Source organism: Streptomyces sp. KL116D, from assembly GCF_030766975.1.
GTDB classification, from domain to species: domain Bacteria; phylum Actinomycetota; class Actinomycetes; order Streptomycetales; family Streptomycetaceae; genus Streptomyces; species Streptomyces longispororuber_A.
On the sequence record NZ_JASERH010000142.1, the window covers coordinates 270,861 to 291,281 of the forward strand.

Sequence of the window (20,421 nt, forward strand, 5' to 3'; positions counted from 1 at the left end):
CACCATGAGTACCCAGTCCACCCTGCAGACCGTGCCTGCCCTCGGAACGCACCCGGTCGCCGGCTCGAACCCGAGCCGCGCCGAGACCCGCGAGCAGCTTTCCAAGGCGACGTACGACCTCCTGGTCATCGGCGGCGGCATCCTGGGCATCTCCACTGCCTGGCACGCGGCGCAGTCCGGTCTCAGGGTGGCCCTGGTCGACGCCGGCGACTTCGCCGGCGCCACTTCCTCCGCGTCCTCGAAGCTGCTGCACGGCGGTCTGCGCTACCTGCAGACCGGTGCGGTGAAGCTGGTCGCGGAGAACCACTTCGAGCGGCGTGCGGTGTCGCGCAACGTAGCCCCGCACCTCGCCAACCCGCTCACCTTCTACCTGCCCGTGTACAAGGGCGGCCCGCACGGCGCCGCGAAGCTGGGCGCGGGCGTCTTCGCGTACAGCGCGCTGTCGGCGTTCGGCGACGGCGTCGGGCACCTGCTGAGCCCGGCCAAGGCGCAGCAGGACGTGCCGGAGCTGCGGACCGAGGGCCTGAAGGCCGTGGCCGTGTACGGCGACGACCAGATGAACGACGCGCGCATGGCGCTCATGACGGTCCGGGCGGCCGTCGACGCGGGCGCCGTGGTCCTGAACCACGCCGAGGTCACCGGTCTGCGCTTCACGCGGGGCCGGGTCACGGGCGCCGAGCTCAAGGACCGCACGGACGGCGAGGAGTTCGGTGTCAGCGCCCGTCTGGTGCTGAACGCGACCGGCCCGTGGGTCGACCACCTGCGCAAGCTGGAGGACCCGAACGCGGCGCCGTCCATCCGCCTCTCCAAGGGCGCGCACCTGGTCATGAAGCGGACCTCCCCGTGGAAGGCCGCGCTGGCCACGCCGATCGACAAGTACCGCATCACGTTCGCCCTCCCCTGGGAGGACATGCTGCTGCTCGGTACGACCGACGAGGAGTACGAGGGCGACCCGGCGGACGTCTCGGTCACCGAGAAGGACATCGAGCAGATCCTCGACGAGGCCGCGTTCTCGGTCCGCGACCAGCAGCTGAAGCGGGACCTGATGACGTACGCGTTCGCCGGTCTGCGGGTGCTGCCGGGCGGTCCCGGCGACACCTCGAAGGCCAAGCGCGAGACGGTCGTCACCGAGGGCAGGGGCGGCATGCTGTCCGTCGCGGGCGGCAAGTGGACGACGTTCCGGCACATCGGCCGCACCGTCATGCAGAAGCTGGAGTCGCTGCCCGGCCACCCGCTCGGCGACGACTTCGAGCCGATCAAGGAGCTGCCGAAGCGGCTGCCGCTGCCCGGCGTCGCCAACCCGCGGGCCGTCGCGCACCGCCTCCTGGTGGACAACCCGGCGCCCGGCCCGCGGATGGCCGCCGACACCGCCAAGCACCTGGCGACGCACTACGGTTCGCTGGCCTTCGACATCGCCCGGCTGGCCAACGAGAACCCGGAGCTGGCCGAGCGGGTCCACCCGGACGCGCCGGAGATCATGGCGCAGGTCGTGTACGCGCGGGACCACGAGTGGGCTCAGACGGCGGACGACGTGCTGCGCCGCCGGACGACGCTGACGATCCGCGGTCTCGCCTCGGACGCGGTGCGCGGCAAGGTGCAGGCCGTGCTCGACGAGAAGTGACCCTGCTCGCTTCCAGGTGACTTGAGGGGCGGCTCCCACGGGGGGAGCCGCCCCTCTCGGCTGCCCGGGCGCACTGCCATGCCGCGGACATACGCCCGCAATGTCCGCAGGTGAAGGTGGGGACATGCCTCAGAACCCCTTCCTCCTCGGGCTCGCCCTGACGGGTGATCCGAGCCTGGGCCCCGATGACTTCGTCCGTCTCGTGCGCCGCGCGGAGGCGGCCCGGATCGCGTTCGTGAGCGTGGAGGACGGCCCCGGTCGGCTCGACTCGACCGTGCTGCTCACGCTCGCCGCGCGGGAGACGACCCGCGTCGGGCTCGTGCCGCTCGGGCCCGTGCTCGGGCAGCCCGCCGGGTACGCCGCCCGGTACGCGACGCTCGATCTGGTCAGCGGCGGGCGGGCCGGGGTGCGGCCGCGGATCGCGGCGGACGACGTCGAGCACGACCGGATCCTGAAGGTGCTCGGCACCCCGGAGGGGGACGTGCTGGTGGCCGAACTCTTCGAGCGGGCCGCGGAGTTCACCGGCCGGGTCGCCCGCGAGTGGGACGGCTCGGGGGCCGCGCCGCAGGGCAGGCCGCCGCTGATCTCGCTGGCGCACGACACCGTGCCGTACCGGTTCGCGGCCCGGGCCGCGGACGTCGTACTGGTCACGCCGTTCGACGTGCCGGGGCTGCGCCGGATCCGCTCCGAGGTGACGGCGCTGGCCGCCGAGGAGGGCCGGAGCCTCAAGGTGCTCGCCGAGCTGAACGTGCTGCTCGCCCCGACGGACGCCGAGGCGGCCGAACGGCGTGCGGCGCTGGGCGAGTTCGAGTCCGACGCCGCCCTGTTCACCGGGACCCCGGAGGGTCTCGCCGACCGTCTGGAGGAGTGGCACCGCGAGGGCGGCGCCGACGGCTTCCGGATCCGCCCGGTCGCCGTGCCGCAGGACGTGTACGCCCTCCTGGACCGGGCCGTGCCCGAGCTGGTCGGGCGCGGGCTGCTGCCGGACGCGTACACGACGCGGACGCTGCGCGGGCACCTGGGCCTGGCGGAGGTGGCCGCGTGAGGTTCCAGGTCCTGTCCATCATCGGCCACGCCCCGCACCCGCTGACCGGTGAACTCCCCTCGGCGGCCGACCGGTTGGCGCAGGTCGTCGACGTCGGGGTGGCGGCGGAGGAGCTCGGCTACGACGCGTACGCGGTCGGCGAGCGGCACGCGGGCGCGTTCCTGTCGTCGAGTCCGACGGTGGTGCTCGGCGCGCTCGCGGCCCGCACGACCCGCATCAGGCTGCTCACGGGCGTCACCGTCGTCGCGATCCTCGATCCGGTGCGGGTCGCCGAGGACTACGCGACGCTCGACCAGCTCTCGCGCGGCCGGATCGAGCTGGTGATCGGCAAGGGCGCCGAGGCGGGTCACTTCGATCTGTTCGGGCTCGACGAGGCCCGGCAGTGGGACCTTCAGCAGGAGAAGTACGAGCTGCTGCGCCGGCTGTGGACGGAGGAGCGGGTCGACTGGGCGGGCGAGTTCCGGCCCGCCCTGAAGGGGGTGACGACGGTGCCGCGCCCGTACGCGGGCCTGCCCCGCGTCTGGCACGGTTCGGCGACCTCCCTCAACTCCCCCGAACTGGCCGCCAGGCACGGCGATCCGCTGTTCACGGCGAACGCGATCCAGCCGCGGGCCGCGTACGCCCGGCTGATCGACCACTACCGGGAGCGGTTCGCGGCGCACGGCCACGACCCGGCGAAGGCGCACGTCGCGGCGGGTTCGGGCGGGCTGCTGATCGCGGACACGCACGAGCGGGCGGTCGCACGCTTCCGGGACCTGTACGAGGCGAAGGTCGCGCAGTCCTTCAAGCCGCACCTGGCGGGGAAGGCGGGCTACAACACGCCGTTCAGGACCGTCGAGGACGCGATCGCGGACGGGCCGCAGCTGATCGGCTCGCCGCAGCAGATCATCGACAAGATCCTCGGCTATCACGCGGTGTACCGGCACGACCTGCAGTCGGTCACCGTGGACGCGTTCGGGCAGGGCACGGCCGAGCAGATCGAGACGCTCCAGCGGTTCGCGGAGGAGATCGCGCCGGTGGTGCGCAAGGAGGCGCCCAGCTCCCTGTGGAGCTGAACGCCTCCGGCGGATCCGGCGCCCGGGGTCAGGGCGACACTTCCTCCAGGCGCCGCCCCGCCGTCTCCTCGGCGCCCGCGAACGCGGTCAGCGAGCCGACCAGGGCGACCGCGCCGAGCACCAGGAAGACGGTGCCGATGCGTCCGCCCGCGTACACCGCGCCGACGACGATCGGGCCGAGGATGATGCCGAGCCGGTTCAGCGCGCCGCCGACGCTGCTGCCGAGCGCGCGGATGCGGGTCGGGAAGAGCTCCGGCGTGTACAGGTACAGGCAGATGTTGGAGCCGAAGAAGAAGACGGCCGCGACCGACGTCCAGATCAGCACGCTCGTGGCGGAACCGCCCGCGAACAGGCCGAGCAGGGCCAGGCTGACGGCCGCGGCGCCGAGGCACCAGATGACCGTGGCCCGGCGGCCGACGCGGTCCACGGTGATCGCGACGACGAAGCAGCCGACGAGACCCGCGCAGGACGTGACCGTCGAGTAGAGCAGCGCTTCGGAGAGGTCGAGGCCGAAGCGGTTGCCGTAGATGGTGGGCAGCCAGGACGTGATGCCGTAGTTGACGAAGTACCCGGTGAACCAGAGGACGCCGAGGACCAGGGTGCGCTTGCGGTAGCGGCCGGAGAGCAGCTCGCGCAGGCCGCCGCGCTGCGGTGCGGCGGCGCCTCCCCCGTCACTGTCCCCTGCGGGTGCCACGGCTTCGACGGGCTCGGGCTTCGGCAGCGGTTCCCGGGTGATCTTCTCGACCCGTGCCTCGATGCGCTCCATCGTGGCGAGGGCCTCGTCGTGCCGGCCGTGGTCGGCGAGCCAGCGCGGCGACTCGGGGACGTACCGCATGATCAGGATGCAGAGCACGCCGGGGATCGCGGCCAGGCCGAACATCCAGCGCCAGCCGAGCAGCGGCACGAGCCAGGAGGCGAGCAGGGCGCCCGCGGTCAGCCCGGCCGGGAAGACCAGCTCGTAGAGGAGGACGAAGCGGCCGCGCTGGTGGGCGCGGGTGATCTCGGCGATGAACGTGGCGGCGACCGGTACCTCGCCGCCGACCGCGAGCCCCTGGACGAAGCGGACCGCCATGAACGGCTCGGGCGAGCTGCACAGGGTCAGCGCCAGGTTGCAGAGGCTGGACAGGGCGATGCAGCCGGCGATGATCCTGACCCGGCCGATGCGGTCGGCGAGGCGGCCCGAGAGCAGGGCGCCGATCAGCATGCCCACGGAGCCGACGGTCATCAGAGCGGTGGTGTGGCCGGTGTTCAGGTGCCATTCGGCGCGCAGCTCGGGCAGGGCGTAGGCGATCAGCAGCTGGTCGAACGCCTCGAAGAAGGTGACCGCCCCGACGAGCAGCCGGACGGTGACGTGCCAGCGACAGAGCGGCAGGCGCTCGAAGCGGGCTCCGATCGCGGCGGCGAGACCGGCCGCGGATGCGGGGCCCGCCGACGCGCGGGGAGGGGACATCGTCATGGGGGAAGCCTCCGGGAGACCGTCAGGGCAGGCCGGTAGGGGCGCGCGCCGGGCGGCGGCAGGGGACATGGAGGTACCGGGAGACCGTACTGAACGGCGGTCCGCAGGGACGGACGGCCACTTCAGACCCGGTGAAACAAGCGCTGAAACTCTCAGTGCTTAAGTTGTATCCCGCCCGCGCAGGGGGCCGTCAAGGGTTCACCGACACGTCGTCGAAAAAACTTCGGGCGGACCTCTTGCGGTCGATTTATTTAAGCGCTTAGATTTCAAGCACTTCGCAATCGAGGCCGGCCGGGGGGCAGGAGCGGCCGCGGAGCTCCCTGTACGACCCAGTCCGGAGGTTTGGCCATGCTGCGCACCCCTGCCGACGAGATCCTGATCGCGGGCCGGTTCCGGCGCGGCGCGGGCACGCCGATCTCGACCGTGAACCCGGCCGACGGCACCGTCATCACGACCGTCCACGCCGCCTCGGCCGAGGAGGTGGACGAGGCCGCGCGCGCCGCCGCCGAGGCGGTCGCCGACCCGGCCTGGCGCGAACTGCTCCCGCACCAGCGGGCCCGGCTGCTGCACCGCATCGCCGACCTCGTCGAGGAGCACGCGGACGAGCTGTCCGCGCTGCAGACCGCCGACACCGGCAAGTCGCTCACCGAGACCCGGGCGCTCGCGCTCAGCGCCGCCGGCACCTTCCGCTACACGGCCGCCGCCCTGGAGACCGCCGAGGACGCCCTCACCCCGGCCCGCGGCCCGTACCTGACGATGAGCGTGTACGAACCCATCGGCGTGGTCGGCGCGATCAACCCGTGGAACTCGCCGATCGCCTCGGACGCGCAGAAGGTCGCCCCGGCGCTGGCCGGCGGCAACGCGGTGCTGCTCAAGCCCGCCGAGTGGACGCCGCTCGTCTCCCTCGCCTTCGGCCGCCTCGTGCACCGGGCGCTGACGGAGGCCGGGCTGCCCACCGCACTGCTCTCGGTGCTGCCGGGCAAGGGCCGGGTCGTCGGGGACGCGATCGTGCACCACCCGCTGGTGCGGCGCATCGGGTTCACCGGCGGCACCTCGACCGGCCGGTCCATCGCCCGCAGCGCCGCCGACAAGCTGATCCCCGCCTCCCTCGAACTCGGCGGCAAGTCGCCGACGATCGTCCGCGAGGACGCCGACGTCGACCAGGCCCTCGCGGGCGTGATGTTCGGGATCTTCTCGTCCAGCGGCCAGTCCTGCATCGCCGGTTCCCGGCTGTTCGTGCACCGCTCCCTGTACGACGCGTTCGTCGGCGAGCTCGTCGAGCGCGTCCGCAAGCTGCGCGTGGGACCCGGCACCGACGCGGCCACCCAGGTCGCCCCGCTCGTCCACCACCGGCACCGCGACGCGGTCGCCGAGTACGTGGACCTGGCCCGCAGTGAAGGGGGCCGTGTCCTGTGCGGAGGCGCGGCCCCCGCGGGGCCGCAGTACGCGGACGGCGCGTACTACCTGCCGACCGTGATCGACGGACTGCCGAACTCGGCGCGGGTCTGCCAGGAGGAGATCTTCGGCCCCGTCCTGCTCGCCCTCCCCTACGACGACGAGGACGACCTGGTCGCCCAGGCCAACGACTCCGTGTTCGGCCTCGCCTGCGGCATCTGGACCCGGGACGCGCGGGCCGCCTGGCGCCTCGCCCGCCGGATCGACGCGGGCACCGTCTGGATCAACACGTACAAGCAGTTCTCCATCTCCACCCCGTTCGGCGGGATGAAGGAGAGCGGCCTCGGCACCGAGAAGGGCCGGGACCTGATCCGCGCCTACCAGCGCCAGAAGTCCCTGTACTGGGGCACCGCCGAGTCCCCGCTGCCCTGGGCCAACTGACCACCCCCGTACCGGAGTCCACCATGACCCTCCCCCCGATCGCCCGGCTGCGCGCGCTGCGCTCGGTCGAGCTGCTCACCCCGAACTTCACCGAGGCCACCGACTTCTACGAGGAGGCCTGGGGCCTGGAGGTCGTCGAGGCCGGGAACGGCGCGAGCTGGCTGCGCGGCACCGGCGACGAGCACCACGCCCTCCAGCTGACCCGCGCCGACACCGTCGGCCTCGGCAAACTGGTCTTCGCCGTCGCCACGCCCGCCGAGATCGACGAGGCGGCCCGCCGCCTCGAAGCGCGCGGCATCGTCCCGCTGTCCGGGCCCGGACCGCTCGACCAGGTCGGCGGCGGCTACGGCCTGCGCTTCCGGGACCTCGACGGCCGGCTGATCGAGCTCGCCGCCGACACCTGGGCGGTGCCGCCGCGCGGCAAGGACGGCTCCGTGCCCGTCGGCGTCACCCACGCCGTGCTCAACACCCCCGACATCGACGCGTCCGTCGCCTTCTACCGCGACGTGCTCGGGATGCGGGTCTCGGACTGGTCCGAGCACCAGATGGCGTTCCTGCGCTGCAACGCCGACCACCACAGCATCGCGTTCAACGCCGCGCCGTGGGTGTCCCTCAACCACGTCGCGTACGAGATGAGTTCGGTCGACCACTTCATGCGCGGGCTCGGCCGGCTGCGCCACCACGGCATCACCCCGCAGTGGGGTCCCGGGCGGCACGGCCCCGGCAACAACACGTTCTCGTACTTCACCGACCCGACCGGGCTCGTCTGCGAGTACACCTCCGAGGTCGCGCAGATCGTCGAGGACACCTGGATCTGCAAGGTGTGGCGGCGCACCCCCGAGCTCTCCGACCTGTGGGGCACCGCGGGCGCGCCCTCGCAGCTGATCCGCACCCACATGGCGGGCACGGCCGACGGCAGCCCCGTCGTGCCGCCCGCCGCAGCGCCCGTCGACGCCGAAGGAGTCCCCGCATGAGCAGCACCCCCACCCCCGCCCCGGTCCGCAAGGTCGGCCTGATCGGCTGGGGCGCGATCGGCCGGGTCGTCGGCTCCGCGCTCGCCGCAGGCGAGATCCCGGGCGCCGAACTGGTCTGCATCGTCGACAACCGGCCGCTGGGCGACACCGCCCCCGCGCCGCAGCTGACGATGGAGCAGGCCATGGACGCCTGCGACCTGATCGTGGAGGCCGCGGGGCAGGGCGTCGTCCGCGAGTGGGGCGAGCCGATCCTGGCCGGCGGGACCGATCTGCTGGTCGCCTCGACCGGCGCGCTCACCGACGACGAGCTGGCCAAGAAGCTGCTCGCCGCGGCGCCCGGCCGGGTCTACTTCACCGGCGGCGCGGTCGGCGGCCTCGACCTGCTCCAGGCGGTGCGCGCGATGGGCCGCCTCGACGAGGTCAGGCTCACCACCACGAAGCTGCCCGCCACCCTCGAACAGCCGTGGATGGACGAGGAGCTGCTCCGGCGGATGCGGACCGCGACCGGGCCCGTCGAGCTGATGGCGGGCACGGCGCGCGAGGTCCCGGTGAAGTTCCCCAAGTCGACGAACGTGGCCGCCTCCGTCGCGCTCGCCGTCGGCGACCTGGACGCCGTGCGGGTGCGGGTCGTCGCCGATCCGGCCGCCACCTCCACCTCGCACGTCATCGAGGCGAGCGGCAGCCACGGCTCGTACCGCTTCGAGGTGCGGCATCTGCCGGACGCCGCGAACCCGGCGACGTCGCAGGTCGTCCCGTACTCCGTCCTGCGCTCCCTGGCCGCGCTCACCGGGCGCGGCGGGCAGATCCTGTGACCGCGACCGGATCCGTTCCGTTCGACCTGGCCGGGCTGCACGTCGAGGAGGCCGGCGAGAGCGGGCCCCTGGTGCTGTGCCTGCACGGCATCGGGTCGTCGTCGGCGGCCTTCGCCGCGCAGCTGCCCGCGCTCGCGGGCGCCTTCCGGGTACTCGCCTGGGACGCGCCCGGATACGCCAAATCGGCCGACCCGACAGGCGAGTTCACCCTCGACGACTTCGCGGACACGGCAGCCGCGCTGATCCGCTCGCGGGGCGCCGGCGCCCACGTCGTCGGAGTGTCCTGGGGCGGGGTCATCGCGCTGCGGCTCGCCGTGCGCCACCCGGACCTGGTCGACTCGCTGACCGTCGCGGACTCCACGCCCGGCTCGGGGACCTCGCCCGAGAAGGCCGCCGGGATGCGCGCCCGGGTCACCGACCTGGCGGCCGACGGGCCCCGCGCCTTCGCCGAGAAGCGCGGACCCCGGCTCGTGTCGCCCGAGGCGCCGCCGGAACTGGTGGCGCGGGTCGTCGCGACCATGGCCGGCTCGGTCCGGCTGCCCGGCTACGGCTACGCGGCCGAGTCGATGGCGACCACCGATCTGCGCGCGGACCTCGGGAAGGTCACCGCGCCCACTCTCGTCCTGTGCGGCGACAAGGACCGGATCACCGGCCCCGAAGCCTCCCAGGTCCTGGCCGGCGGTCTGCACAGGACCGCCTACGTGATCGTCAAGGACGCCGGTCACCTGGCCAACCAGGAACAGCCCGAGCACTTCAACGCCTGGCTGCTCTCCCACCTCCACATCGCCACGAACCGCAAGGGAGCACCGCAATGCCTCTGACCACCGACGCGTACGACAACGACGGCGACCTCGCCGAGTACACCGACTCGCTCATCGCGACGAAGGACTCGCGCGAGCCGGACTGGGGCACGCTGTCCTTCCAGGAGAAGGCGGGCCCGCAGTACAAGCGCGCGCAGATCCGCTACGTGGGCTCCGGCGCGACCGGCAACCACGAGGGCGACAACCGGATCCTGCCGTCGGGCGGCTTCACGTTCTCCAACATGCTGCTGCCCCCGGGCGCCGAGGGCCCGGCCCACACCCACCACGACGTCGAGGAGGCCTTCTTCGTCCTGGAGGGCGAGGTCCGCGTCGGCATCCACCGCGGCCCCGACGAGACCGAGTACCGGACCCTCGGCTACCGCGACATGATCGTCGTGCCGGCCGGTGTGACCCGCTCGCTGAAGAACGAGGGCGACACCGACGCGCTCTTCTGCGTCGTCATCGGCACGCAGAAGCCGCAGGTCCCGACCTACCCCGAGTACTCGCCGCTGTACGGCATCACCCGTGACTGACGCCCTCCGGCGCACGGTCGTCGTCACCGGTGCGGGCCGTGGCCTCGGGGAGGCCATGGCCCGCCGGGTGGCGGCGGACGGGTACCGGGTCGTCGTCGCGGAGCTGAACGAGCAGTGGGGCGCCCGGACGGCCGCGGCGATCCGGGACGCGGGCGGCGACGCCGAGTTCGTCCCGCTCGACGTGGCCGACCCGGCCTCGGTCGAGGCGCTCGCCGCGGCGCTCCACGGCCGGCCGGTCTGGGGCCTCGTGAACAACGCGGCCCTCGCCAACGGCGTCGGCGGCAAGTACTTCCACGACATCGACGTCGAGGTGTGGGACCGCCTCATGACGGTCAACGCGCGCGGGCCCTGGCTCGTCGCCAAGCACCTGCTGCCGCTCATGGAACGGCCGGGCCGGATCGTCAACATCGCCTCGGACGCGGCCCTCTACGGCTCGCCGCGGCTCGCCCACTACATCGCGTCCAAGGGCGCGGTGATCTCCCTGACCCGGGCCATGGCCCGCGAGCTCGGCCCCGAGGGCATCACGGTCAACGCCGTGGCCCCCGGACTGACCGAGGTCGAGGCGACGGAGGGCGTGCCCGCCGAGCGCCACGCGCTGTACGCGGAGAACCGGGCGATCGCCCGGCCGCAGCAGCCCGACGACCTGGTCGGGGTGGTGTCGTTCGTCCTCGGCGAGGAGTCCCGCTACCTGACCGGACAGGTCATCGCCGTCAACGGCGGCTTCACGATGCATTAGCGCTCCGCGCCCCTGGGGACCACAGCCGGTCGTACGGCTGTCCCGCCGTCACGGCCGGTCGCGCAGTTCCCCGTGCCCCCCTGCGGGGCGCCCCACCCCTCCGTACCTCTCTGCAAGGAGTCTCATGGATCTCGGCCTCGCCGACCGCACCGTGCTGGTGACCGGCGGCAGTTCGGGCGTCGGCCTGGCCACGGTCCGCGCCCTCCTCGACGAAGGCGCCAACGTCGCCACCTGCGGGCGCGACGGCGACCGGCTCGCCCGCGCGAAGGAGAAGCTGCGCAGCGACCGGCTGTTCACCGGCATCTGCGACGTGCGCGACGCCGCCGAGGTGCGCGGCTTCACCGAGGCGTCCGCCGCGCACTTCGGCGGCCGGATCGACGGGCTCGTCAACAACGCGGGCCAGTCCCGGATGAAGCCGTTCGCCGAGACGACGATGGACGACTGGCGCGACGAGCTCGACCTCAAGTTCGCCGGCGTCCTCAACCCCCTCGCCGCCGCCCGCACCCACCTCGCGGAGTCGGACGCGGCCTCGGTCGTCAACGTGAACGCGGTCCTCGCCAAGCAGCCCGAGACCCGCCTGATGACGACGAGCGCGGCCCGCGCCGGAATCCTCAACCTGTCGAAGTCCCTCTCCGTCGAGCTCGCGGGCGACGGCATCCGCGTCAACTCCGTGTGCCTCGGCCTCGTCGACACCGGGCAGTGGACGCGCCGGCACGCCGCCGCCGACAGCGGACTGTCCTACGAGGACTGGCAGGCGGAGCTCGCCGCCGACCGCGGGATCGCCCTCGGCCGGCTCGGCCGCGCCGAGGAGGTCGCGTACGCGATCGTCGCGCTGCTCTCGCCGCGCGCCTCGTACATCACCGGAACCAGCATCGACGTCTGCGGCGGAGTCGGCCGCGGCATCCTCTGAGGAGCCTGCCCATGCAGCACCACAACGGCGGCGAACTCCTCGTCGCCCATCTCAAGTCGCTCGGCATCGACACCGTCTTCGGCATCGTGTCCGTGCACAACCTGCCCCTCGTCGAGGCCGTCGACGCCGACCCAGGACTGCGGTTCGTGCCGGTGCGGCACGAGGCGAGCGCGGTCAACGCGGCCGACGCGTACGGGCGGGCCCGCGGCTCCATCGGCTGCGCGCTGACCTCCACCGGCACGGGCGCGGGCAACGCGGCCGGCTCGCTGATCGAGGCACTGTCGTCGGGAACGGCCGTGCTGCACGTCACCGGGCAGGTCGAGTCCGCGTACCTGGGCAGCGGGCGCGGCTTCATCCACGAGACGAAGGACCAGCTGGGGATGCTCAGGGCGGTGTCGAAGTACGCCGCCACCGTCCCTGACGCGTCGTCGGCCGGCCGCGTCCTGCGCGAGGCGTCGGCCGCCGCGCTGGCCGCGCCGGGCGGCCCGGCGAGCGTCGAGTGGCCCATCGACCTCCAGTACGCGGCCCAGGACGACGCGGGCGAGCCCGCCGCGGCGCCCGCCGCCCCGGTCGTGGACGACGCCGAACTCGCCGCCGCACGCGCCCTGTTGGCGTCCGCGCGGCGCCCGCTGATCTGGGCGGGCGGCGGTGCGAACCAGGCCCGCGACGAACTGCTGGCGCTCGTCGAGGCGACCGGCGCGGGACTGCTCACGTCCAACTCGGGGCGCGGCTCCGTGCCCGAGGACCACCCGCTGGTCATCGGCAACTTCGCGACCACCCCGGCCGGGCGCGCGCTGCTCGCCGACGCCGACGTGCTGCTGACCGTCGGCACGCACTTCCGCTCGAACGAGACCGCCGACTACGGCCTGGTCCTGCCCGAGGCGCACATCCAGCTCGACGTCGACGCCGCCGCCATCGGCCGCGTCCACCCGGCCCGGCACGCCCTGCACGGGGACGCCGCCGCGGTGCTGCCCGAGCTGACCGCCGCCGCGACGCGCGCCGACACCGCCTGGAGCGCCCGCGTCACCGACGTACGGGAGCAGGTGCGCGCCACGCTGCACGAGAACATCGGCCCGCAGGCCGCCGTGTGCGACGCGCTCGCCGCCTTCCTGCCGCGCGGCGCCGTCGTCGCCCGCGACGTCACCATCCCGTCGTCGTCGTGGGGCAACCGGCTGCTGCCGATGCACGACCCGCGCGCCAACGTCTTCCCGCGCGGCGGCGGTATCGGCCAGGGCCTCGGCATGGGCATCGGCGCGGCGCTCGCCCGCCCCGACGAGCCGACCGCCGTCATCGTCGGCGACGGCGGACTCGCCGTCCACTTCGGCGAGTTGCTGACCGTCGCCCAGGAGCGGCCGCGGCTGACGCTGATCGTCTTCAACGACGGCGGCTACGGCGTGCTGCGCAACATGCAGGACCAGTACAGCGAGCGGCGCGCCGGCGTCGACCTGTTCACGCCCGACTTCGCGCGGCTCGCCGACGCCTGCTCGCTGCCGTACGCGCGGATCGGTGACACCACCGAGGCCGCGGACGTGCTGAAGGCGGCCCTCGCCTCCGACGGGCCGACGCTCGTCGAGGTCGACCTGGTCGCGCTCGGCCCGATGAAGAAGCCGTTCACCCCGCCCGTCAAGATCCCCACCGCGTAAGGAGGTCGTCCCATGACCGCCGCCGTGAACCCTGCCGACGAGCAGGAACTCGACCTCCTGGTCCACCGGACGACCTGGGAGGCGGACGGAGTGCTCTCCGTCGACCTGGTCCACCCGGACGGCAAGCCGCTGCCCGCCTGGACGCCCGGCTCCCACCTGGACCTGCACGTGGGCGGGCTCGTCCGCCAGTACAGCCTGTGCGGCGACCCCGCCGAGTGCGGCACCTACCGGCTCGGCATCCTCGACGAGCCGTCCTCGCGCGGCGGTTCGCGCCACGTCCACACCAAGCTGCGCCCCGGCCAGACGGTGCGGGTGGCGGGCCCGCGCAACCACTTCGAGCTGGAGGACGCGTCCTCGTACGTGTTCGTCGCGGGCGGCATCGGCATCACGCCGATCCTCGCGATGGCCCGGCAGGCCGCCCGCGACGGGGTGCCGTACCGGCTGGTGCACGGCGGCCGCTCGCGCGCCTCGATGGCGTTCGGGGCGGAGCTGGCGGCGCTGCCCGGCGGCGAGGTGACGTTCGTGCCGCAGGACGAGCAGGGGCACATCGACCTCGCGGCGGTCCTCGACGGCCTGCCGGCCGATGCGCTGGTGTACTGCTGCGGGCCCGAGCCGCTCCTCAAGGCCGTCGAAGCGGCTTGCCCCGAGGGGCGGTTGAGGCTGGAGCGGTTCGCCGCGCCGGCCGTCGAGCGGGCCGGCGACGACACCGGATTCGAGGTCGAGTGCCGCACCTCGGGCCTGACCCTGAACGTCGGCCCCGACACCTCCATCCTGGAGGCCGCCGAGTCCGCGGGCCTGACTGTCAACTCCTCCTGCCGCGACGGCATCTGCGGCTCCTGCGAGACCCGGGTGCTGGCCGGCACCCCCGACCACCGCGACTTCCTGCTCAGCGAGTCCGAGCACGCCGCGTCCGAGACGATGATGATCTGCGTCTCCCGCTGCGTCTCCGACCGCCTCGTCCTGGACCTTTAGCCCCGTCACGACGACGTACGGAGAACCCATGCCCACGACCGACACCTGGCCGTACCTGGAGATCCACCAGACCCGCGACCACGAGCCCACCCCGTACGAGATCAAGCTCGCCCGCACCCTCGAGGACATCTTCACCAAGGACGGCCACGAGCTGACCGACGTGATCGACGGCCTCAACTCCCGCCAGCTGCACACCCCTTCGGGTGCGCCCTGGACCGAGGAGTCCTTCCGCGCCGAGATGCACCGCCTGGGAGCCTGACATGAGCCTGAACACCACCGACACCGCCGAGCACATCTACGCCCACGGCCTGCGCAACCAGTGGCACCCCGTCGTCCCGTCCTCCTTCGTCGCGCCCGGCGCGATGCGCAAGGTGACGGCGCTGGGCGAGAACTGGCTGCTGTTCCGCAGGTCCGACGGCGGCCTGTCCATGCTCGCCGACCGCTGTCCGCACCGCGGCGCCCCGCTCTCGCTGGGCAAACACCTGGGCGACCGGGTGTCCTGCTGGTACCACGGCGTCGAGGTCGACGGCACCGGCACGGTCACCTCGGTGCCCGGCCTGCCCGGCTGCAACCTGGAGGGCAAGCGCCTCGTCACCTCCCTCCCGGTACGCGAGGTGGCGGGCGCGATCCTCGCCTACTTCGGCGACGAGGAGCACCCGGAGCCGGTGGACCTCACCCTGCCCGACCCGCTGGTCGACGACGAGATCTCCGCCTTCCTCGCGTACGCCGAGTGGGACGTGCCGTGGCGCTTCGCCATGGAGAACCTCCTCGACCCGATGCACGGCCAGTTCCTGCACAACGAGTCGCACACCATGTTCGACGGCGCCAGCCAGGCCAAGTTCCGCATCCGCGAGACGGACCGCGGCTACTTCTTCGAGAAGACCGACCAGCGCGGCGTCAACTTCGACTGGGTCGAGCTGTGCCGCACCGGCATCGACTGGGTGGACCTGTCCATCCCGTACCCGCCGTCGGCGGGCCCGGGCGGCGCGTTCGGCATCGTCGGCATGGCGTGCCCGGTCGACGACCGGCGCACCGGCGTCTTCTTCTGGCGCTACCGCAAGGTCCAGGGCTGGCAGCGCGACACCTGGCGCTTCCTGTACCGGACGCTCATCGAGGAGCGCCACTGGGAGGTCCTGGAGCAGGACCGCGTGATGCTGGAGGCGCTGCCCGCCGACGCGGACCAGCAGGAGAACCTCTACCAGCACGACCTCGGCGTGGTCCGGCTGCGCCGCCTCTACCAGGCGGAGGCCAGGCAGCAGTCGAAGGCGGCCCCTGCGTGATCCCCCGTCGATGGCTGGGCGTCCTGAGCCTCCTCGTCATCGTCCTGATCAGCTATGTGGACCGGGTGAACGTCTCCGTCCTGGTGACGGACCGGGCGTTCACCGACCACTTCGGCATCACGGGCGACACGGTGGCGCAGGGCGCCCTGACCACGGTCTTCCTCGCGGGCTACGGCCTGGCGGCGTTCTTCCTGACTCCCCTGTACGAGACCGTGCTCGGGGTCAGACGCGGACTGTTCGTCAGCGTGGGCCTGTGGGCGGTGCTGACCCTGGTCTCCCCGTACGCGTTCGGCGCGCTGGCCCTCGTCGCGTGCCGGGCGCTGCTCGGCGCGAGCGAGGGACCGCTGTTCTCGCTGAAGACGATGTACGTGCGCGACCACTTCACGCCGGCCGAGGCGGGCAAGCCGAACGCGGTGTCGTCGATGGGGGTGTCCCTCGGGACGGCGGTCGGCCTCCCGCTGGTCACGTACCTCGTGTACTCCTTCGACTGGCACGCGTCGTTCCTGCTGCTGGGCGCGCTCAACGCGGCGATCGGCATCCCGCTGGTGTGGTTCTTCGTCCGTGGTCGCGGGACGCCCGGCGGCAGCGGGGGCGGGGGCCGGCGACCGTCGTTCGCCGCGACCCTGCGGCTGGCGCTGCGCACCCCGCGGCTCGGCCTGATCCTGCTCGTCGAGATCGCGACGCTCGCCTATCTGTGGGGGTCGACGGCGTGGCTGCCGTCGTACCTCCTCCAGGACCGGCACTTCTCCATCAAGGCGATGGGAGCGGTGTCCTCGCTGCCGTTCCTGATGTCGCTCTGCTCGGGCTTCCTCGGCGGCTGGCTCCTCGACCGGCTCCCGGCGCGGCGGCTGCCACTGCTCTTCGTGGTCGGCTCGGCGGGCACCGCGGGCTGCGTGCTGTTCGTGATCGGCGCGGACACGTCGTGGGCGGCGGCCACGGGTCTGATCCTGGCCAACGGCTTCTGGGGGCTGCAGGGCCCGGCCATCCCGACGCTCGTGCAGCGGTGCGCGCCGGCCCGCTCGGTGGGCAGCGCGTACGGAGTGGTGAACGGCGTCGGCAACCTGGTGTCGGCGCTGATGCCCACGGCCATGGGCTGGGCCATCGCGCTGGCGGGCGGCAGCAGTTTCGGCGCGGGCTTCGCGCTGCTCGCCGGCACCCAGCTGATCACGCTGGTCTGCGGGGCGTGGCTGCTCGCCCGGCCCGGTCAGCTCGCCGGTCCGGCCCCGTCGGACTCGACGATGGAACGCTCCAACTTGGAGAGCAGCCGGGCGAGTTGACGTCGCTCGGTGAGGGTGAGGGAGCCGAGCATCCGGCGTTCGTTGTCGAGGTGCTCGGCGAACACCTCGTCCACCTTGGCCAGGCCCAGGTCCGTGAGCCGCGAGTAGACGACGCGCCGGTCGTCCGCGTCCCGCTCGCGCACGATCAGGCCGTCCTTCTCCAGCCGGTCGATGCGCAGCGTCACCCCGGCCGACGACACCAGGCCCGAGTCGGCGAGCTGGCCCGCGGTGAGCCGGTACGGGGCGCCGGCCCGGCGCAGCGCCGTCAGCACGTCGAACCCGGCGACGGCGAGTCCGTGCCGGTCGATCGCGGCGGTCAGGGTCGAGTTGTAGCGCAGGAACGTGCGGTGCAGGCGGGCCAGCACCTCCAGGGGCGCCGTGTCCAGATCCGGCCGCTCCCGCGCCCAGTCCTCGATGATCGCCGCGACGGCGTCCTTCCCCATGGCCGCCCGCTTCCCCGTCATGTCCCGTACCGCCCTCTCGCGCCTGCAGTGACTCCACGAAATCTTAGCCCTGAAAGTTTTCCGCACGGGGCGCGGCCGGGGCCATAATGAGCCGATAGATCGGATGTCTTGGGCGTACGGCGACGGCGCCCCGGTTGGATGAGGCGGGGGTCCGCATGGCTGTCACCGACGAGGCCATCGAGAAGATCAAGGGCATGATCGTCTCCGGCGCGCTGCGCCCCGGCGACCGGCTCCCCAAGGAGAGCGAACTCGCGGCGGACCTCGGACTGTCCCGCAACTCGCTGCGCGAGGCGGTGCGCGCGCTCTCCCTGATCCGCATCCTCGACGTCCGCCAGGGCGACGGCACGTACGTGACGAGTCTCGACCCGCAGCTGCTGCTGGAGGCGCTCAGCTTCGTCGTCGACTTCCACCGCGACGACACGGTCCTGGAGTTCCTCGCCGTCCGCCGCATCCTGGAGCCGGCCGCGACCGCGATGGCCGCCACGCTCATCGCCCCTGACCAGCTCGACAAGCTCGACGCGCAGCTGGACGCGCTCGGCCCCGAGCCGTCGGTGGAGGAGCTGGTCGCCGCCGACCTCGACTTCCACCGCGGCATCGTGAAGGCGTCCGGGAACTCGGTGCTCTGCTCCCTCCTCGACGGCCTCTCCGGGCCCACCACACGGGCCCGCATCTGGCGCGGGCTGACCCAGGAGGACGCGGTCAGCCGCACCCTGCACGAGCACCGGGCGATCCTCGCCGCGCTGCGCGACGGCGACGCGGAGGCCGCGCGGTCGTGGGCGACGGTGCACATCGCGAGCGTCGAACAGTGGCTGCGCTCCACGCTCTGAACCCTCGTGCCCCGGTCGATCGAGCCCAACGGGTGGAGTGGACGGCTCCGCGCCGGGGCAGGGTTGGGGGCAGCGCAGAGCCGCAAGGGGACTGCGGAGGGTCCCCGCGGACGCCGTAAGGTGGGCAGGTACGCGAGGGCACGTCGGAAGGAGGCCCTGGGTGATCGAGCTCGAGGGGGTACCCGAGCTGGTCGACCCGGTCATGGTGGCCGCGTTCGAGGGCTGGAACGATGCCGGCGACGCCGCCTCCACCGCGGTCGCGCATCTCGACAAGGAGTTCAAGGGCGAGGTGTTCGCGGCGCTCGACGCCGAGGACTACTACGACTTCCAGGTCAACCGTCCCACGGTCTTCCTGGACGGTGGCGTGCGCAAGATCACCTGGCCGACGACGCGGCTCTCGGTGATCCGCATCGGCGGCGACAAGCCGCGCGACCTGGTCCTGGTCAGGGGCATCGAGCCGTCCATGCGCTGGCGCTCGTTCTGCAACGAGCTGCTGGGCTTCGCCCACGAGCTGGGTGTCGAGCTGGTCGTCGTCCTGGGCGCACTGCTCGGCGACACCCCGCACACGCGCCCCGTCCCGGTGTCGGGAGTGACGTCCGATCCCGATCTCGCTACGCGCATGGACCTGGAGGAGACGAAGTACGAGGGTCCGACGGGCATCGTCGGCATCCTCCAGGAGGCGTGCACGCACGCGGGCGTCCCGGCGGTCTCCCTGTGGGCGGCCGTCCCCCACTACGTGTCGCAGCCGCCGAACCCGAAGGCGACGCTGGCCCTCCTGAACCGCCTGGAGGACCTGATCGACCTGCGGATCCCGCTGGGCGAGCTGCCGGAGGACGCGCGCGCCTGGCAGCTGGGCGTGGACCAGCTGGCGGCCGAGGACAGCGAGGTCGCCGAGTACGTGCAGAGCCTCGAGGAGGCCCGCGACACCGCGGAGCTCCCCGAGGCCTCGGGCGAGGCGATCGCCCGCGAGTTCGAGCGCTATCTGCGCCGCCGGGACCCGGGCACGTCGCCCGGCGGCCACGCCACTGACGGCGGCGACAGCTCCACGTACCTCCGCGACAACCCGAGCGGCCGCACCCGCCCCCCGAAGCCACCCCGCCCGGAGGGCGAGGACCCGGAGGACTGACCGCGGGGCGCCGCCCGGTGCCGCGTGCCGGGGCCGGGCGCTACAGCCGGGCCACGGCGACCGCGTCGTAGTCCGTCTCCGGCGTGGGTGCCTCCACGTCGAAGCGGGCGTTCGGCAGGTACAGCCGGTCCCGGTACGCCGCGATGGTGGTGGGGATGCGGAACCGCGGATCCGTGATCCGCCCCACCGCCACGCCCCGGGTGCCCGCCGCGTCGAGCCGGAACACGTCGATCGCGTTCTGCCACTGCTGCGCGACGTACAGGATCCGGCCGAGCAGCAGGATCCCGTCACCGTTGGGCACGGTCGCCCCGCCCAGGTCGACCGCCCGCGCCACCCCGGTCCGCGGCTCCACCCGCATCAGGCTCCCGCCACCCGCGACGGTGTTGACGACGATGAGCCCCCGCCCGTCGGGCGTGCGCGCGATCCCGTTGGCCGTGAAGTCCGGTCCCTGCTCCCACTCCCCCGCGAGCGGCAGCGTCCAGCTCCGCCCGGGCTCTCCCCGCGCCCCGAGCGCGACCCCGTACAACTGCGGCTTGTACGAGTCCGTGAACCACGCGGCGCCGGGCGTGAGCACCACGTCGTTCACCATCGTGCCCTCGGACCCGACGACGTACGTCCGCTCGATCCGCAGCCGTCCGCCCCGGACCGACGCGACCCGGATCTCCCGGCTGGCCGCGCCCGCGAGGTACAGCCTGCCGTGGTCGTTGATCTTCAGCCCGGCAGTGGGGTGCGCCGGTCCGAGGCCGCTCGGCACGACGGCGCCGGCCCCGGTGGCGAGCGAGGCCCGGTAGAGGTCGCCGCCGGCCAGCGACCCGAAGTACGCGTACGGGGCGCCGCCGATGGCGATGCCCTCCGGCTGGAATCCGCCGGGCAACGGGAACCCGGTGGGCCAACTCCCGCCCTGTGTACGGAAATCGGCCGCCCGGGCGGTGCCCGTGGCAAGTCCGGCGGACACCGCGGCGCCCGCCACCAGAAACGATCTACGTGCGAAGGAACGGTGCATGGAGCGTCCTTCCGCGAAGGACCGGGGCACTCGCGCGCCACTCGGTCAAAG

Annotated in this window: 20 protein-coding genes; 17 read left to right on the top strand and 3 right to left on the bottom strand. The window is 73.0% G+C overall.

What is annotated here, in order from left to right; translation table 11 throughout:
- Nucleotides 1-4 precede the first annotated feature (4 nt).
- The 3 genes from RBJ77_RS56130 (at nucleotide 5) to RBJ77_RS56140 (ending at nucleotide 3,721) form a co-directional block, all read left to right on the top strand.
- On the top strand, nucleotides 5-1,621 hold the full coding sequence (locus tag RBJ77_RS56130; RefSeq protein ID WP_372352056.1) for an FAD-dependent oxidoreductase: 1,617 nt from the start codon (nucleotides 5-7) through the stop codon (nucleotides 1,619-1,621).
- A 124-nt stretch (nucleotides 1,622-1,745) separates the two neighbouring features.
- Nucleotides 1,746-2,666, top strand: a complete 921-nt coding sequence (locus RBJ77_RS56135) for an LLM class flavin-dependent oxidoreductase (RefSeq protein ID WP_372352057.1) — start codon at nucleotides 1,746-1,748, stop codon at nucleotides 2,664-2,666.
- Entirely contained in the window at nucleotides 2,663-3,721 is a 1,059-nt protein-coding gene (locus RBJ77_RS56140) for an LLM class flavin-dependent oxidoreductase (protein WP_372352058.1), read from the top strand. Before RBJ77_RS56135 ends, RBJ77_RS56140 begins: the two co-directional genes overlap by 4 nt.
- 28 nt (nucleotides 3,722-3,749) lie before the next feature.
- Here the strand turns inward: RBJ77_RS56140 and RBJ77_RS56145 are convergent, their stop codons facing one another.
- The gene (locus RBJ77_RS56145; RefSeq protein WP_372352059.1) at nucleotides 3,750-5,177 is read right to left on the bottom strand and encodes an MFS transporter; all 1,428 of its coding nucleotides are present in this window, start codon (nucleotides 5,175-5,177) and stop codon (nucleotides 3,750-3,752) included.
- Nucleotides 5,178-5,525: 348 nt separating this feature from the next.
- Here RBJ77_RS56145 and RBJ77_RS56150 point away from each other — a divergent pair, with 348 nt between their 5' ends.
- From RBJ77_RS56150 to RBJ77_RS56205, 12 genes are all read left to right on the top strand, one after another.
- The gene (locus RBJ77_RS56150; RefSeq protein ID WP_372352060.1) at nucleotides 5,526-7,013 is read left to right on the top strand and encodes an aldehyde dehydrogenase; all 1,488 of its coding nucleotides are present in this window, start codon (nucleotides 5,526-5,528) and stop codon (nucleotides 7,011-7,013) included.
- Nucleotides 7,014-7,036: 23 nt separating this feature from the next.
- Complete coding sequence (locus tag RBJ77_RS56155; protein WP_372352061.1) at nucleotides 7,037-7,987, top strand: VOC family protein; 951 nt, start codon at nucleotides 7,037-7,039, stop codon at nucleotides 7,985-7,987.
- Entirely contained in the window at nucleotides 7,984-8,799 is an 816-nt protein-coding gene (locus RBJ77_RS56160; protein WP_372352062.1) for an aspartate dehydrogenase domain-containing protein, read from the top strand. Before RBJ77_RS56155 ends, RBJ77_RS56160 begins: the two co-directional genes overlap by 4 nt.
- Entirely contained in the window at nucleotides 8,796-9,620 is an 825-nt protein-coding gene (locus tag RBJ77_RS56165) for an alpha/beta fold hydrolase (protein WP_372352063.1), read from the top strand. The genes RBJ77_RS56160 and RBJ77_RS56165 overlap by 4 nt, the downstream gene beginning before the upstream one ends.
- Nucleotides 9,611-10,132, top strand: a complete 522-nt coding sequence (locus RBJ77_RS56170; RefSeq protein WP_372352064.1) for a cupin domain-containing protein — start codon at nucleotides 9,611-9,613, stop codon at nucleotides 10,130-10,132. The genes RBJ77_RS56165 and RBJ77_RS56170 overlap by 10 nt, the downstream gene beginning before the upstream one ends.
- Nucleotides 10,125-10,868, top strand: coding sequence for an SDR family oxidoreductase (locus RBJ77_RS56175; RefSeq protein ID WP_372352065.1), 744 nt, complete (start codon nucleotides 10,125-10,127; stop codon nucleotides 10,866-10,868). The genes RBJ77_RS56170 and RBJ77_RS56175 overlap by 8 nt, the downstream gene beginning before the upstream one ends.
- Before the next feature lie 124 nt (nucleotides 10,869-10,992).
- Entirely contained in the window at nucleotides 10,993-11,778 is a 786-nt protein-coding gene (locus RBJ77_RS56180) for an SDR family oxidoreductase (RefSeq protein ID WP_372352066.1), read from the top strand.
- Nucleotides 11,779-11,789: 11 nt separating this feature from the next.
- Nucleotides 11,790-13,421, top strand: coding sequence for a thiamine pyrophosphate-binding protein (locus RBJ77_RS56185; protein ID WP_372352067.1), 1,632 nt, complete (start codon nucleotides 11,790-11,792; stop codon nucleotides 13,419-13,421).
- A 12-nt stretch (nucleotides 13,422-13,433) separates the two neighbouring features.
- Nucleotides 13,434-14,393: a 2Fe-2S iron-sulfur cluster-binding protein gene (locus RBJ77_RS56190; protein ID WP_372352068.1), complete on the top strand. Its 960-nt coding sequence runs from the start codon at nucleotides 13,434-13,436 to the stop codon at nucleotides 14,391-14,393.
- Nucleotides 14,394-14,421: 28 nt separating this feature from the next.
- Complete coding sequence (locus RBJ77_RS56195; protein WP_372352069.1) at nucleotides 14,422-14,652, top strand: recombinase-like helix-turn-helix domain-containing protein; 231 nt, start codon at nucleotides 14,422-14,424, stop codon at nucleotides 14,650-14,652.
- 1 nt (nucleotide 14,653) lies between these two features.
- The gene (locus RBJ77_RS56200) at nucleotides 14,654-15,673 is read left to right on the top strand and encodes a Rieske 2Fe-2S domain-containing protein (RefSeq protein WP_372352070.1); all 1,020 of its coding nucleotides are present in this window, start codon (nucleotides 14,654-14,656) and stop codon (nucleotides 15,671-15,673) included.
- Complete coding sequence (locus RBJ77_RS56205) at nucleotides 15,670-16,950, top strand: MFS transporter (protein WP_372352071.1); 1,281 nt, start codon at nucleotides 15,670-15,672, stop codon at nucleotides 16,948-16,950. Before RBJ77_RS56200 ends, RBJ77_RS56205 begins: the two co-directional genes overlap by 4 nt.
- Here RBJ77_RS56205 and RBJ77_RS56210 read toward each other — a convergent pair.
- Entirely contained in the window at nucleotides 16,878-17,414 is a 537-nt protein-coding gene (locus RBJ77_RS56210; RefSeq protein ID WP_372352072.1) for a MarR family winged helix-turn-helix transcriptional regulator, read from the bottom strand. The genes RBJ77_RS56205 and RBJ77_RS56210 overlap by 73 nt on opposite strands.
- Before the next feature lie 155 nt (nucleotides 17,415-17,569).
- Between RBJ77_RS56210 and RBJ77_RS56215 the strand changes: the two genes are divergently transcribed.
- Together RBJ77_RS56215 and RBJ77_RS56220 are read left to right on the top strand one after the other, a co-directional pair.
- A complete protein-coding gene (locus RBJ77_RS56215) occupies nucleotides 17,570-18,241 on the top strand; it encodes a FadR/GntR family transcriptional regulator (RefSeq protein ID WP_372352073.1) in 672 nt (223 codons plus the stop codon).
- 160 nt (nucleotides 18,242-18,401) lie between these two features.
- Entirely contained in the window at nucleotides 18,402-19,367 is a 966-nt protein-coding gene (locus RBJ77_RS56220; protein ID WP_372352074.1) for a PAC2 family protein, read from the top strand.
- A 40-nt stretch (nucleotides 19,368-19,407) separates the two neighbouring features.
- Here RBJ77_RS56220 and RBJ77_RS56225 read toward each other — a convergent pair whose 3' ends face one another.
- Nucleotides 19,408-20,370: an SMP-30/gluconolactonase/LRE family protein gene (locus RBJ77_RS56225; protein WP_372352075.1), complete on the bottom strand. Its 963-nt coding sequence runs from the start codon at nucleotides 20,368-20,370 to the stop codon at nucleotides 19,408-19,410.
- Nucleotides 20,371-20,421 lie beyond the last annotated feature (51 nt).

What these genes read in the sequence shown, in the direction of transcription:
- RBJ77_RS56130 (WP_372352056.1), top strand. Translation starts at nt 5, where the DNA reads ATGAGTACCCAGTCCACCCTGCAGACCGTGCCTGCCCTCGGAACGCAC.
- RBJ77_RS56150 (WP_372352060.1), top strand. Translation starts at nt 5,526, where the DNA reads ATGCTGCGCACCCCTGCCGACGAGATCCTGATCGCGGGCCGGTTCCGG.
- RBJ77_RS56145 (WP_372352059.1), bottom strand. Translation starts at nt 5,177, where the DNA reads ATGACGATGTCCCCTCCCCGCGCGTCGGCGGGCCCCGCATCCGCGGCC.
- RBJ77_RS56135 (WP_372352057.1), top strand. Translation starts at nt 1,746, where the DNA reads ATGCCTCAGAACCCCTTCCTCCTCGGGCTCGCCCTGACGGGTGATCCG.
- RBJ77_RS56170 (WP_372352064.1), top strand. Translation starts at nt 9,611, where the DNA reads ATGCCTCTGACCACCGACGCGTACGACAACGACGGCGACCTCGCCGAG.
- RBJ77_RS56210 (WP_372352072.1), bottom strand. Translation starts at nt 17,414, where the DNA reads ATGACGGGGAAGCGGGCGGCCATGGGGAAGGACGCCGTCGCGGCGATC.
- RBJ77_RS56155 (WP_372352061.1), top strand. Translation starts at nt 7,037, where the DNA reads ATGACCCTCCCCCCGATCGCCCGGCTGCGCGCGCTGCGCTCGGTCGAG.
- RBJ77_RS56195 (WP_372352069.1), top strand. Translation starts at nt 14,422, where the DNA reads ATGCCCACGACCGACACCTGGCCGTACCTGGAGATCCACCAGACCCGC.
- RBJ77_RS56185 (WP_372352067.1), top strand. Translation starts at nt 11,790, where the DNA reads ATGCAGCACCACAACGGCGGCGAACTCCTCGTCGCCCATCTCAAGTCG.
- RBJ77_RS56160 (WP_372352062.1), top strand. Translation starts at nt 7,984, where the DNA reads ATGAGCAGCACCCCCACCCCCGCCCCGGTCCGCAAGGTCGGCCTGATC.
- RBJ77_RS56225 (WP_372352075.1), bottom strand. Translation starts at nt 20,370, where the DNA reads ATGCACCGTTCCTTCGCACGTAGATCGTTTCTGGTGGCGGGCGCCGCG.
- RBJ77_RS56200 (WP_372352070.1), top strand. Translation starts at nt 14,654, where the DNA reads ATGAGCCTGAACACCACCGACACCGCCGAGCACATCTACGCCCACGGC.
- RBJ77_RS56190 (WP_372352068.1), top strand. Translation starts at nt 13,434, where the DNA reads ATGACCGCCGCCGTGAACCCTGCCGACGAGCAGGAACTCGACCTCCTG.
- RBJ77_RS56215 (WP_372352073.1), top strand. Translation starts at nt 17,570, where the DNA reads ATGGCTGTCACCGACGAGGCCATCGAGAAGATCAAGGGCATGATCGTC.
- RBJ77_RS56180 (WP_372352066.1), top strand. Translation starts at nt 10,993, where the DNA reads ATGGATCTCGGCCTCGCCGACCGCACCGTGCTGGTGACCGGCGGCAGT.